This window comes from Allobosea sp. (genome assembly GCF_017308075.1).
Lineage (GTDB): Bacteria > Pseudomonadota > Alphaproteobacteria > Rhizobiales > Beijerinckiaceae > Allobosea.
Window position 1 is genome coordinate 196,886 of sequence record NZ_JAFKFX010000027.1, and the last position, 12,587, is coordinate 209,472.

Here is a 12,587-nt window from a genome sequence, read left to right on the forward strand (position 1 = left end):
CGTCCTAGCCCCGCGCCGGAGCGCCTGGAATCTCGGCGAAGCGCCGCGGCAGGGCAAAGCCATGACGCAGCGGATCGTCGGCCTCGATGACGAAGCTGCCTTCGCCGGCAAGATGGCTCGTGCCCGCGACCGCGACGGTGACGGCACCGGCCGCGGGAAATTCGGCCGGGCCGACCACCGTGCCGGTAAAGGCTCCGCCGGTGATGCTGAGGAAGCTGCGGCTCCTTCCGGCCGGGATCAGGCCCTTGGCATGGTCGAGCGCCATGCGCGCGGTCACGCCGGAACCGGTCGGCGAGCGGTCGATCTGGCGTTCGGCGAAGACGCAGAGATTGAAGCTCTCGGCCTCCGGCCCGGCCTCGTCCGTGACGATGGTGCCATAGAGGAAGCCGAGATCGGGCTCGGTCGGATGGGTGATCGCCCGTGCCGTCCGCACGGTGTCGGTCAGCAGCCCCGCCGCCGCGACGATTTCCGCGACGGGACTCGCGAACAGGTCGAGCCCGAAATGCGAGGCCGGCAAAATGCAGTAATAGGCGCCGCCATAGGCGATGTCGGTGACGACCGTTCCGAAGCCGGGCAGCGCGACCGGAAGAGCGCGCGCTTCCACGAAGGCCGGAACGCTCTCGAAACTCACCTTGCCGACCTTGCAGCCACCTTGGCCGCCCTCGACCTCGCAGGCGAGGCGTAAAAGGCCGCAGGGCGCCTCGATCGAAAAGCGCGTCACCGGCTCGACCGCCGGCACCAGCCCATGCTCGATCGCATAGCGGCCGAGCGCGATGGTGGCGTGGCCGCACATCGTCGAATAGCCCTCATTATGGGTGAAGAGCACGCCGAAAGCCGCCTCGGGATGGCTCGCCGCCACAGGGATGACGCCGTACATGCCGTCATGGCCGCGCGGCTCCAGCATCATCGCCCGGCGCAGATGGTCGTGGCGCTCACGGGCCTGGCGGCGCTTCTCCAGAAGGCTCGCGCCGGTCAGCTCGGGATAACCCGAGGTGACGATCCGGACCGGCTCGCCGCAGGTATGGTAGTCGACATAGGCGAGGCGCATGGCTGGTCTCCCGATGGCGGCCCACCGCCATCACCGCCCAGCCTAGCCGGATCGCGCGCCGCCGCCAGAGGCGCAGCGGCGCTTCAGCGCCTCAGAGATTGAAGACCCGGTGCGGCACGAACTCGCCCTGCTCGATCGCGCCGGTGGCGATCAGCACGCCGCCACAGGTGGTGTAGACCGCCTGTGCCTCGATCGGGGCGTCGCGCCCGCGCAGCAGGATGCTCTGACCGCGCTTCAGCCTGAGCGCCGCATCGCGATGGATGACGATCTCCGGGATCAGCGACAGGGCGGTCGCGACCGGCCGCAGGGCACTCGCCGCCGCTTCCGGCCCCTCGCGCAGGGTTTCGACGGAGACCGCATCCTCGACCGCGAACGGCCCGACGCGGGTGCGCCTGAGATGGGCGACATGGCCGAGGCAGCCGAGCGCCAGCCCGAGGTCGCGCGCAATGGCGCGGACATAGGTGCCCTTGCCGCATTCGGCCTCGAATGTCGTCGTCTCCGGCGAATGCGAGACGATGCGCAGCGCGGTGATCTCGACCGGGCGCGCCTCAAGCGTCACCTCCTCGCCGTCGCGGGCGAGGTCATAGGCACGCTCGCCGGCGATCTTGATCGCCGAGAATTTCGGCGGCACCTGCTGGATCGTGCCGGTGAAGCGGGGCAACAGCGCCAGGATCGCGTCTTCCTGCGGCCGTGCCTCGGAGGTCGCGACGACCTTGCCCTCGGTGTCGTCGGTATCGGTCTGCGAGCCCCAGGCAACGGTGAACTGATAGGCCTTGCGGCCGTCCATCACGAAGGGGACGGTCTTGGTCGCCTCGCCGAGCGCGATCGGCAAAAGGCCGGAGGCGAGCGGGTCGAGCGTGCCGGCATGGCCGGCCTTCTTGGCCGAGAAGGCACGCTTGACCACGCTGACCGCATGGGTCGAGGTCATGCCGACCGGCTTGTCGAGCACGACCCAGCCATGGACGTCGCGGCGTTTCGGACGCGGCGCGAATTCCCTGCCGCCGGTTTCCTTGCCACCCGTTTCCTTGCCGGCCTCGGGGGCAGCGCCGTTCTCGTCACTCATCATCATGGGGCTTGTCTTGATCGGTCTCGTCGCGGCCGATCCGGAGCGGCTTGCGATCGGTGTCGCGGCGGACGGCATCGGAATCGAGCAGCGCATCGATCCGTGCCGCCTCGTCGAAGCTCTCATCCTGGCGGAAGCGGACGTCCGGGGCGTATTTCAGGTTCACCCGATGGGCGATCTCGCCGCGGATATAGCGCTTATGGGCGTCGAGCGCCTTCAGCACGGGCCCGACATCCTCGCCGCCGAGCGGCATGATGTAGCAGGTCGCGAGCTTGAGATCGGGCGAGAGCCGGACCTCGGGCACGGTGATGACATGCTTGGCCAGCACATCGTCATGAATGTCGCCGCGCGCCAGCATCTCGGCGAGCGCGTGGCGGATCAGCTCGCCGACACGGAGTTGGCGCTGCGAGGGACCGGAGATTTTTACAGGTTTTGCCATGGTTTCTCGTTCTCCGGGATCGGACCGGATCAAAAGTCATGGCCGGGCTTGACCCGGCCATCTCTTGAAAGACGGGCGCCAGGCGGCGCGCTTTCGTCACGAGATGGCCGGGTCGAGCCCGGCCATGACGCGGCGGCAAACGAACGCTCAGAGCGTCCGCTTGATCTCCTCGACGCGATAGCACTCGATCACGTCGCCCTGGCGCATGTCCTGATAGTTCTCGAAGGACATGCCGCATTCCTGGCCGGCCACCACTTCCTTGGCGTCGTCCTTGAAGCGCTTGAGCTGCGAGAGCTTGCCCTCGTGGACCACGACGCCGTCGCGGATCAGGCGGACATTGGCGCCACGCTCGATCGTGCCGTCGGTGACGCGGCAGCCGGCGATCTTGCCGACCTTCGAGACGTTGAAGATCTCGAGGATCTGGGCGTTGCCGAGCATGGTCTCGCGCAGGGTCGGCGCCAGCAGGCCCGACATCGCATCCTTAACGTCATCCATCAGGTTGTAGATGATGTTGTAGTAGCGGATCTCGACGCCTGCCCGCTCGGCCGCCTCGCGCGCTTCCTTATGGGCGCGCACGTTGAAGCCGACCACGACCGCACCCGAGGCCTGCGCCAGGGTGACGTCGGATTCGGTGATCGCGCCGACGCCGGCAGACAGCACGCGGGCGCGCACCTCGTCATTGCCGACCTTTTCGAGCGAACCGACGATGGCCTCCACCGAGCCCTGCACGTCGCCCTTGACGACGAGCGGGAACTCCTTGCGGCCGGCGCCTTCCTTGAGCTCGCGCATCATCTCGGCGAGCGAGCGGCCGGCACCCGACCCGGCGCCGCGGACGGCGAGGCGATCGCGCTTCTGGCGCTCGCGATAATCGGTGATCTCGCGGGCGCGCGCCTCGGACTCGACCACCGCGACGCGGTCGCCGGCCTCGGGCGTGCCGTTGAAGCCGAGCACCTCGACCGGCAATGAAGGCGGAGCCTCCTTGATCTGGGCGCCGGTGTCGCCGATCAGCGCCCTGACACGGCCCCATTCGGAGCCGGCGACGATGATGTCGCCGGTGCGCAGCGTGCCGCGCTGGACGAGCACGGTCGCGACCGGGCCGCGGCCGCGGTCGAGCTTGGCTTCGATCACCGTGCCTTCGGCGGCACGATCCGGATTGGCCTTGAGGTCGAGCAGCTCGGCCTGCAGTGCGATCGCCTCGAGCAGCGAGTCGAGCCCCTGGCCGGTCTTGGCCGACAGCTCGATCTCCAGCGTCTCGCCGCCGAGCGACTCGACCTGGATCTCGTATTGCAGCAGCTCGGAACGCACCCGATCCGGGTTGGCGTCGGGCTTGTCGATCTTGTTGATCGCCACGATCAGCGGCACCTTCGCCGCCTTGGCGTGATGGATGGCCTCGACCGTCTGCGGCATGACGCCGTCATCGGCGGCGACCACGAGCACGACCAGATCCGTCACCTTGGCGCCGCGGGCGCGCATCGCCGTGAAGGCGGCGTGACCGGGGGTGTCGATGAAGGTCACCTTGGCGCCCGAAGGCGTCGTCACCTGATAGGCGCCGATATGTTGGGTGATGCCGCCGGCCTCGCCGGTGACGACATGGGTCTTGCGGATCGCGTCGAGCAGCGAGGTCTTGCCGTGGTCGACATGGCCCATGATGGTGACCACCGGCGGGCGCGAAACCAGCGCCTCATCGGTGTCCGGCGTGTCGAACAGGCCTTCCTCGACGTCGGATTCAGCGACGCGCTTGACGGTGTGGCCCATTTCCTCGGCGACGAGCTGGGCGGTGTCGGCGTCGATCACATCGGTGATCTTGTGCATCGCGCCCTGCTTCATCAGCAGGCGGATGACGTCGACGCCCCGCTCGGTCATGCGGTTGGCGAGTTCCTGGATGGTGATCGTCTCGGGGATGATCACCTCGCGCATCACGCGCTCCTTGGCGACGTCCGAGGCGCGGTGGCCGGTCATGCGCTGCACGCGGCGACGGAAAGCCGCGACCGAACGCGTGCGCTCGTCATCCCCGCCAGTGGCGGTGGACAGCGTCAGGCGGCCACGCGGCTTCTCGCCGGCCTTCGGGGTCTTGGGAGCCGGAGCCGGAGCGCCACGCGGCGCGCCACCGGGGCTACCGCCCGGGCGACGGAAGGCGGGACGCGCCTCGCCCTCTTCGGGGCGGCTGCGCGGCGCACCGGCGGAAGCGGGCGCCTGGCGCGCGGGCCGGGCGACGAGCGGCTCTGCCGTCGCATTGGCGTCGGGCCGCGGCGGACGCGGCGTATCGGGGCGGGGCGGGCGATAGTCGAGGCGCGGCGGACGGGCGCCGACATCGCGCATCGGGGTACGCGGCGTTCCGTAATCACGCTGGCCGGACGGCGCCGGGCGCGGCGCGGCGGCCTGCGGAGCGGCAGGTGCGGGCGCGGCCGGCGGCGAAACCGGGGCGGCGGCCTGCGGGGCGGGAGCGGCCGGGGCGGCCGGACGCGGCGCGGCCACTTCCTCGCGCTGGCGTATGGCGCTGTCGGCGCGGCGCTTGCGCTCCTCCTCCTGGCGGCGACGCTCCTCCTCCTCGCGCTGGCGCGCCTGGGCGGCCTCGCGCTCGGCGCGCTCGCGCTCCTCGCGGGCGGCACGCTGGCGGGCCTCCTCCTCGGCGCGGGCACGCGCCTGGGCCTCGCTGGCGCGGGCATCGGAAAGAGCGCGCAGACGCGCATCCTTCTCGTCATCGGACAAGGTGCGCAGGAGCATGCCCCCTGCCGGACGGGCCGGAGCAGGCTGCGGGCGCGGCGCGACAGGCGCGGCCGGCGGCTGCGGGGCGCGGGCGACCGGCGCCGGAGCGGCGGGCTCATGGCCGCCGACGCGGCGCTTCACTTCGACAACGACCTGCTTCGAACGCCCATGCGAGAAGCTCTGCCGAACCGTGCTCTGTTCGACAGGCCGCTTCAGCGACAACGTCTTGGGAGGCGTCACGCTCAAGGTCTTGTCGCCCGGGTTCTTCGTGTCAGTCATTCCGCTTTCGGTCCTGCCGGTTCGGTCTTCGTTTGATCTGCAGCGTCGGATTCCGCCGGGTCGATAATCGGCGTCCCGCCAGCATCGTCCGTCCGAAAGCGGACGAGCCGACGCCAGCGCGAGAGGAAGCCCTCGGTCGCCGGTCCCGGAACAAGGGCTGCATGTATCACATGCTCACGCCCTAACGCCAGTTCCAGTTCTGCCGCCGCGAAAATCGCGACGACCGGGATGTTGCGCGGCTTCAGCCCGGCCTCGGCGCGGATCGCGGCGGCCCGCCGCAGCGCCTGGCCGATCTTGCGCTTGCCGTCCTCAGCACCATCGCTCGCGGCGATGATCGCCGCTGCCTGGCCCGAACCGGCGAGCGCCTCGACCTTGCCGAAGCCGCTCGAAACCAGGCCGGCCTTGTTGGCCATGGCCAGGGCCTGGATCGCATCGCGCACCATCAGCGCGTCGACCTCGTCGGCCAGCGTCGCCGAAACCGCGACCTTCTGCTTCAACGAGCGCTCGAAGGCCTTGCGCTTCACCGCCTGGCCGACCGCAGCGGCGCTCAGCCCGACCCAGACGCCACGCCCCGGCAACTTACGCCGGAGATCGGGCACCAATATGTCGCCGGGGCCGACGACGAAACGGATCAGGTCCTCGGGAGCGCGCGCCTGGCGCGTCACCACGCAGGTCCGTTCCTGGGCCTTGTCCGCTCGGGCTTCGCGCTCGACCCGCGGCGCCATGGCGCGGTCTCCGGCTTTCGTCCTCAGGCTCTTGTCCTCAGGCCTGCGCCTCTTCCTCGGCGTCGGTTTCGGCAGCCGGCTCCGGCGCCTCGACCCAGCCCGCCTTGATGCGGGCGGCCATCACCATCGCCTCGGCGTCCTGACGCGACAGATCGAAACCGTCGAGATAGCCGGAATGGCGGGTGGTCTCGCCATCCTTGCGCTCGGTCCAGCCGACGAGGTCGTCAGTGGCGCAGCCGGCAAGGTCCTCGACGCTCTTCACGTCGTTCTCGCCGAGCGCGACCATCATCGCGGTGGTGACGCCCTCGACCTCGCGCAGCTCGTCCTCGACGCCGAGCGCCCGACGCTTCTCGTCGAACTCGGCCTCGATGGCGGCGAGATAGTCCTGGGCGCGCGTCTGGATCTCGGCGGCGGTATCCTCGTCGAAGCCCTCGATGGAAGAGAGCTCGGACGGCTCGACATAAGCGACCTCCTCGACCGAGCGGAAGCCTTCCGAGGCGAGCAGCTGGCCGACCGTCTCGTCGACATTGAGCGCGTTCATGAAGATCTCCGTGCGCTGCACGAACTCCTTCTGGCGGCGCTCGGATTCCTCGGCCTCGGTCAGGATGTCGATATCCCAGCCGGTGAGCTGCGAGGCGAGACGGACGTTCTGGCCACGGCGGCCGATGGCGAGCGAGAGCTGCTCGTCAGGCACCACGACCTCGATCTTGTCGGCCTCCTCGTCGAGCACGACCTTGGCGACTTCCGCCGGCTGCAGCGCGTTGACGACGAAGGTCGCGACATCGGGCGACCACGGGATGATGTCGATCTTCTCGCCCTGCAGCTCGCCGACCACGGCCTGCACGCGCGAGCCGCGCATGCCGACGCAGGCACCGACCGGGTCGATCGAGGAATCGCGCGAGATCACGGCGATCTTGGCGCGCGAACCTGGGTCGCGGGCGACGGCTTTGACTTCGACAATCCCGTCATAGATCTCCGGCACTTCCTGGCCGAAGAGCTTGGCCATGAACTGCGGATGGGTGCGCGACAGGAAGATCTGCGGGCCGCGCGGCTCGCGGCGCACATCGTAGACATAGGCGCGGGCGCGGTCGCCGACCTTGAAGGTCTCGCGCGGGATCATCTCGTCGCGGCGGATGATCGCCTCGCCGCGGCCGAGATCGACGAAGACATTGCCGTATTCAACGCGCTTGACGGCGCCGTTGACGATCTCGCCGATGCGATCCTTGTATTCGTCATACTGACGATCGCGCTCGGCCTCGCGCACCTTCTGCACGATGACCTGCTTGGCCGACTGGGCGGCGATGCGGCCAAAATCGAAGGGCGGCAGCGGATCGGCGATGACGTCGCCGACCTGGGCGGCCGGGTTGTGACGCTTGGCCTCGTCGACGGTGATCTCGGTGGCGCCGTTCTCGACGAGGTCGACGACCTGGAGATGACGCGCCAGGCGCAGCTCGCCGGACTTGGTGTTGATCTCGGCATGGACATCGGTCTCGGCGCCGTAGCGCGAGCGCGCCGCCTTGGCGATAGCGTCCTGCATCGCGTCGATCACGATCTGACGGTCGATCGACTTCTCGCGGGCGACGGCGTCTGCGATCTGCAGCAGTTCGAGCCTGTTGGCGCTGACAGCCATTGCACTCACTCCTCTTCTTCTCGGTTCTGCTCGGAAGACGGCTTCTTGCCCTTGGCCGGCTTGCGGGCCTTGGGGTCGCGCGGCCCCAGCGACTTGCCGCGCCCGGGCACGGGCATCGCGATCTCGTCGGCCGGAGGCATTTCCGGCGGCAGGCCGGATTTGCCGCGCCGGAGCGATTCGGTGACCAGCGCATCGGTCAGCACCAGCCGCGCCTCGTCGATCATCCGCATGGGGATCGCGACGTCGCGCTCCTCCTCGGATTTCGCATCGTCGCGGCTGAGCAGGACCTCGGCACCGGCGACACCGCGCAGGATGCCGCGGAAGCGCTTGCGTCCGGCGACGGGCTCGACGGTCTCGATCTTGGCGAGATGGCCGGCCCAACGCTCGAAATCAGCCGGGCGGACCAGCGGCCTGTCGATGCCGGGCGACGAAACCTCGAGATGATACGCCGCCTGAATGGGGTCGTCGACATCGAGAGCCGGCGAAACCGCCTGGCTGACAGCTTCGCAGCCCTCGACGGTCATGGTGCCGTCCGGCTTTTCGGCCATGATCTGCAAGGTGCAGCCGTTCTGGGCGGTGATGCGGACACGCACCAGCCGATAGCCGATATCGGCTATCGCCGGCTCCACGATCGCGGCGACACGCGCCGCGACGCCGGTCTCGACGACGATCCGCTGTTCCTGATCCTGCATGTCCTGCTCGCCCATTGCCCGGCTCGCCATCACCTCGCCTGCGGCGCCGATGGCGGCCGCTGCGCCCGGACGGCTTCGGCCAACAAAAAAGAGCGGGCCGGTGGGCCCGCTCTTGATCGCCGGCTTACACCGAAACCAGAGCTGTTGGCGCCCTATCTAGTCCTGTTCGGCGCATCTTGCAAGTTGCATGGCGGCACGGCGCGGTTTCGATCGTTCCGCTAACCGGCTGGTCATTCTTGTCTGCTAGCCTTTCGCCCGTCCTGGTGAAGAGGTTGCGTTGATGAGTCCCGTCGGAGCGCTGCTGCGCGACCTCGAAACAACGATGGCGCGCGGGTCCAGCGAGGAGCGCGCCGCCATCCTGGCAAAGCTGACCGAGCTGTTCCTGAGCACGGCCGCCGGCATGGCCGAGGACCAGATCAGCGTCTTCGATGTTGTCATCGGCCGTCTCGCGCGCGCAATCGAGCTGCGCGCGCGCATCGAATTGTCGGAGCGCCTTTCGGAGGTGCCGAACGCGCCGAGCGGCGTCGTGCGCCAGCTCGCCCTCGACGAGATCGCGGTCGCCCGGCCGGTGCTGGTCGCCTCGCCGCGCCTCAGCGACAACGACCTCGTCGCGATCTCGGCCGCCAAGGGCCGCGACCACATGCTCGCCATCACCGAGCGGCCGGATCTCGGCGAACCGGTGACCGATTTCCTGATCCTGCGCGGCGGCCGCGTCGTCACCCATGCGGTCGCGGCGAACCCGAGCGCGCGCTTCTCACGCCATGGCATGGGCGTGCTGGTGATGCGCGCCGCCCAGGACGACGCCCTGCAGGCGACGCTGGGCACCCGCGCCGACGTGCCGGCCGACCTCACCGATCAGCTCCTGACCGCGGCCAAGAACTCCGCCCGGCGGCGGCTCGAAGCCTCGCTGGAACCCGCCATGGCCGGCGTCGTCGCCGGCGCCGTCGAGCGCAGCGCCGAAACCGTGTCGTCGGAAAGCGAGATCGGCGACGATCTCGGCAAGTTCGGCGCGGCACTCGCCGACATCAAGGCCCTCAACGAGACCGGCAAGCTCGACGAAGCCATGGTCGCGCACTATGCCGCGTCCGGCGCCGCGGAACATGCGATCTGCGGCGTCGCGGTGCTCGCCGGGCTCTCCCTGCCCGCGACCGAGCAGATCGTCTTCGGGCCGGATCGCGACGCCGTGCTGCTGGTGGCGCGCGGCATGGGCTGGTCCTGGGAGACCACCAAGACGCTGATCCAACTGCGCAAGGGCGACGGCAAGTCAGCGCCGGTCCTCGAGCGGGCGCAGATCAGCTTCCGCAACCTGACCCCGACGACGGCCCAGCGCGTGCTCGGCTTCCTCAGGATGCGCGACGGAACGCCGTGAGATAGCTGGGCACCCGCCCCTCCCTCACCGCCTTGGCCTCGTAGCGGGTGCGGATCCAGCCCGGATAGGGTCGGCGCCAGTCGTCGGCGCTCTCGTCGGCCCAGTCGAAATCGGGCGAGGCGAGCAGCCGGGCCAGCGTCCAGCCGACATAGTCGTCGATATCGCTGGCGAAGCGGAAGCGGCCGCCCGGCCGCAAGGCGCGCGCCAGCAGGCCAAGCGTGCGCTCCGAGACGAAGCGACGCTTGCGCTGGCGCCGCTTCGGCCAGGGATCGGGATAGAGCAGGTCGACCGCGTCCAGGCTGCCGGCCGGCAGGCGCGGCAGCATCAGGGCGGCATCGCCATCCCAGAGCCTGACATTGCGCAGCCCCTCGCGCTCGATCACCGCCAGGAACTTCGCCATGCCGTTGATGAAGGGCTCGCAGCCGATGAAGCCGATCTGCGGGTTCTCGCGCATGCGGTGCAGCAGATGCTCGCCGCCGCCGAAGCCGATCTCGAGGCGAACGGCCTCGACGGGAACCGGAAACAGGCTGGCAAGGTCAACGATCTCGCCCTCCGGCAGGCGCAGGCGCGGCAGCACGTCGGCGATCCGGCCGGCCTGGCCCTCGCGCAGGCCCTTGCCCTTGCGCCGGCCGAAAAAGGCCCGGTCTGGATCGTGCTGATCTGTCATCGCCGCCGTCCTGACGAAAGAAAATGGCCGGGGCACCCTGCCCCGGCCATGGTGATCGAGAATGCCGAAGCGCAGATCAGGCCAGCGCCTTCTTCAGCGCGTCGACGAGATCGGTCTTCTCCCAGGAGAAGCTGCCGTCGCGGCCCGGCTTGCGGCCGAAATGGCCGTAGGCGGCCGATTTGGCGTAGATCGGCTTGTTGAGGCCGAGATGGGTGCGGATACCGCGCGGGGTCAGGTCCATGACCTCGCCGAGGACGGCTTCGAGCTTGGCCTCGTCGACCTTGCCGGTGCCGTGCAGGTCGACATAGATCGAAAGCGGCTTGGCGACGCCGATGGCATAGGAGAGCTGGATCGTGCAGCGCTCGGCGAGCTTGGCGGCGACGACGTTCTTGGCGAGATAGCGCGCGGCGTAAGCGGCCGAACGGTCGACCTTGGTCGGGTCCTTGCCCGAGAAGGCGCCGCCGCCATGCGGCGCAGCGCCGCCATAGGTGTCGACGATGATCTTGCGGCCGGTCAGGCCGGCATCGCCGTCAGGGCCACCGATGACGAACTTGCCGGTCGGGTTGACGTGCCAGACGGTGTCCTTCGAGATCCAGCCATCGGGCAGGGTCTGACGGATATAGGGCTCGACGATCTTGCGGACATCGGCCGAGGAGAGCTTCTCGTCGAGATGCTGGGTCGAGAGCACGATCTGGGTGACGCCGACCGGCTTGCCGTTCTCGTACTTGACGGTGACCTGGCTCTTGGCGTCGGGGCCGAGCTTGGCGGCGGCGCCTTCACCGGAATGGCGGGCCTTGGCCAGGACCTCGAGGATCTTGTGGGCGTAATAGATCGGCGCCGGCATCAGCTCCGGGGTCTCGCGGCAGGCATAGCCGAACATGATGCCCTGGTCGCCTGCGCCTTCGTCCTTGTTGCCGGAGGCGTCGACGCCCTGGGCGATGTCGGCCGACTGGGCGTGCAGCAGCACGTCGATCTTGCACTTCTTCCAGTGGAAGCCGTCCTGCTCGTAGCCGATCGCGCGGATCGCCTTGCGCGCTGCCGACTTGACCTTGCTCTTCATCGCCTTCTCGTCGAGCGAGGTGCGGACCTCGCCGGCGATCACGACGCGATTGGTGGTGGCGAGCGTCTCGCAGGCGACGCGGACCTGGGCCGCGTCCATGCCGGCCTTGGCCGCTTCCTTGAAGAACAGATCGACGACCTCGTCGGAGACCCGGTCACAGACCTTGTCCGGATGGCCTTCGCCGACCGACTCGCTGGTGAAGAGATAGTTCTGGCGTGACACAGGCGGTATCCTCGTTGGCGGAATCGTCCAGGCAGCCGCAGGCGCGCCTGCAGGATTGCAAAAACGCGCAGCGTCTTTGCAGCGGAAACGTTCGCCGTCAAGGCCGGATAGTGATTTGAGAAATGATTCGTTCGACAAGGCGAACGAAGCGAGCCCGATTCAGGCGTTTTCCTCGCCTTCTTCGGCCAGGGCCTCGACGAGATCGACGATGCGCCGGCGAACCCGGCTGCTCTTGATCTTGATGAAGGCCTTGGTCAGCTGGACGCCCTCGCTGGTGGCGAGGAAGTCCGAGACATAGGTCGTCGCGGACATGTCCGCGAAGCCGCCTTCGGGCATGTCGCCGCTCGGCGCCCCCTCGAAGAAGAAGGACACCGGCACATCGAGCATCTTGGCGATCTGCTGCAGGCGGCTGGCGCTGATCCGGTTGGCGCCCTTCTCATATTTCTGCACCTGCTGGAAAGTCAGTCCGAGGGCCTCGCCGAGCTTCTCCTGGCTGACGCCGGCAAGCATGCGGCGCATGCGCACGCGGCTGCCGACATGGCGATCGATCGGGTTGGGGACTTTCTTCAACATCGGTGCTGCCGGCCTCGCGTTCCGTCATTCCTCGTACCGCCCGGTGTGAGCGGCACGTAGCGACCACGACCGTACCTCATAGCAGGTGTCGATCGACGGGAAGGTTCCAAACGG

At 68.6% G+C, this 12,587-nt stretch carries 11 protein-coding genes; 1 reads left to right on the forward strand and 10 read right to left on the reverse strand.

Going from position 1 to position 12,587, the window contains the following annotated elements:
- Positions 1 to 4 precede the first annotated feature (4 nt).
- The 7 genes from J0J10_RS09030 to rimP form a co-directional block, all read right to left on the reverse strand.
- A complete protein-coding gene (locus tag J0J10_RS09030) occupies positions 5 to 1,048 on the reverse strand; it encodes a proline racemase family protein (RefSeq protein ID WP_291646172.1) in 1,044 nt (347 codons plus the stop codon).
- A 91-nt stretch (positions 1,049 to 1,139) separates the two neighbouring features.
- Positions 1,140 to 2,117, reverse strand: a complete 978-nt coding sequence (gene truB, locus J0J10_RS09035) for a tRNA pseudouridine(55) synthase TruB (RefSeq protein WP_291646173.1) — start codon at positions 2,115 to 2,117, stop codon at positions 1,140 to 1,142.
- Complete coding sequence (rbfA, locus tag J0J10_RS09040) at positions 2,104 to 2,550, reverse strand: 30S ribosome-binding factor RbfA (RefSeq protein WP_291646174.1); 447 nt, start codon at positions 2,548 to 2,550, stop codon at positions 2,104 to 2,106. The genes truB and rbfA overlap by 14 nt, the downstream gene beginning before the upstream one ends.
- Before the next feature lie 147 nt (positions 2,551 to 2,697).
- A complete protein-coding gene (gene infB / locus J0J10_RS09045) occupies positions 2,698 to 5,535 on the reverse strand; it encodes a translation initiation factor IF-2 (RefSeq protein WP_291646175.1) in 2,838 nt (945 codons plus the stop codon).
- A complete protein-coding gene (locus J0J10_RS09050) occupies positions 5,532 to 6,260 on the reverse strand; it encodes an RNA-binding protein (protein ID WP_291642241.1) in 729 nt (242 codons plus the stop codon). The genes infB and J0J10_RS09050 overlap by 4 nt, the downstream gene beginning before the upstream one ends.
- 37 nt (positions 6,261 to 6,297) lie before the next feature.
- Complete coding sequence (gene nusA / locus J0J10_RS09055) at positions 6,298 to 7,890, reverse strand: transcription termination factor NusA (RefSeq protein WP_291642239.1); 1,593 nt, start codon at positions 7,888 to 7,890, stop codon at positions 6,298 to 6,300.
- A gap of 5 nt (positions 7,891 to 7,895) precedes the next feature.
- Entirely contained in the window at positions 7,896 to 8,612 is a 717-nt protein-coding gene (gene rimP, locus J0J10_RS09060; RefSeq protein WP_291642237.1) for a ribosome maturation factor RimP, read from the reverse strand.
- 250 nt (positions 8,613 to 8,862) lie between these two features.
- Between rimP and J0J10_RS09065 the strand changes: the two genes are divergently transcribed.
- Positions 8,863 to 9,951: a DUF2336 domain-containing protein gene (locus J0J10_RS09065; RefSeq protein WP_291646176.1), complete on the forward strand. Its 1,089-nt coding sequence runs from the start codon at positions 8,863 to 8,865 to the stop codon at positions 9,949 to 9,951.
- Here J0J10_RS09065 and trmB read toward each other — a convergent pair.
- From trmB to J0J10_RS09080, 3 genes are all read right to left on the reverse strand, one after another.
- Positions 9,926 to 10,618, reverse strand: a complete 693-nt coding sequence (trmB, locus tag J0J10_RS09070) for a tRNA (guanine(46)-N(7))-methyltransferase TrmB (RefSeq protein WP_291646177.1) — start codon at positions 10,616 to 10,618, stop codon at positions 9,926 to 9,928. The two genes, J0J10_RS09065 and trmB, sit on opposite strands and share 26 nt — an antisense overlap.
- Before the next feature lie 76 nt (positions 10,619 to 10,694).
- Complete coding sequence (metK, locus tag J0J10_RS09075) at positions 10,695 to 11,900, reverse strand: methionine adenosyltransferase (protein WP_291646178.1); 1,206 nt, start codon at positions 11,898 to 11,900, stop codon at positions 10,695 to 10,697.
- 159 nt (positions 11,901 to 12,059) lie between these two features.
- Positions 12,060 to 12,470, reverse strand: coding sequence for a helix-turn-helix domain-containing protein (locus J0J10_RS09080; protein WP_291646235.1), 411 nt, complete (start codon positions 12,468 to 12,470; stop codon positions 12,060 to 12,062).
- Between the last annotated feature and the right edge of the window lie 117 nt (positions 12,471 to 12,587).

Excerpts from the sequence above, each read along its gene's own strand:
- truB (WP_291646173.1), bottom strand. The coding sequence starts at position 2,117 with ATGATGATGAGTGACGAGAACGGCGCTGCCCCCGAGGCCGGCAAGGAA.
- rbfA (WP_291646174.1), bottom strand. The coding sequence starts at position 2,550 with ATGGCAAAACCTGTAAAAATCTCCGGTCCCTCGCAGCGCCAACTCCGT.
- J0J10_RS09050 (WP_291642241.1), bottom strand. The coding sequence starts at position 6,260 with ATGGCGCCGCGGGTCGAGCGCGAAGCCCGAGCGGACAAGGCCCAGGAA.
- trmB (WP_291646177.1), bottom strand. The coding sequence starts at position 10,618 with ATGACAGATCAGCACGATCCAGACCGGGCCTTTTTCGGCCGGCGCAAG.
- J0J10_RS09065 (WP_291646176.1), top strand. The coding sequence starts at position 8,863 with ATGAGTCCCGTCGGAGCGCTGCTGCGCGACCTCGAAACAACGATGGCG.
- J0J10_RS09030 (WP_291646172.1), bottom strand. The coding sequence starts at position 1,048 with ATGCGCCTCGCCTATGTCGACTACCATACCTGCGGCGAGCCGGTCCGG.
- nusA (WP_291642239.1), bottom strand. The coding sequence starts at position 7,890 with ATGGCTGTCAGCGCCAACAGGCTCGAACTGCTGCAGATCGCAGACGCC.
- infB (WP_291646175.1), bottom strand. The coding sequence starts at position 5,535 with ATGACTGACACGAAGAACCCGGGCGACAAGACCTTGAGCGTGACGCCT.
- rimP (WP_291642237.1), bottom strand. The coding sequence starts at position 8,612 with ATGGCGAGCCGGGCAATGGGCGAGCAGGACATGCAGGATCAGGAACAG.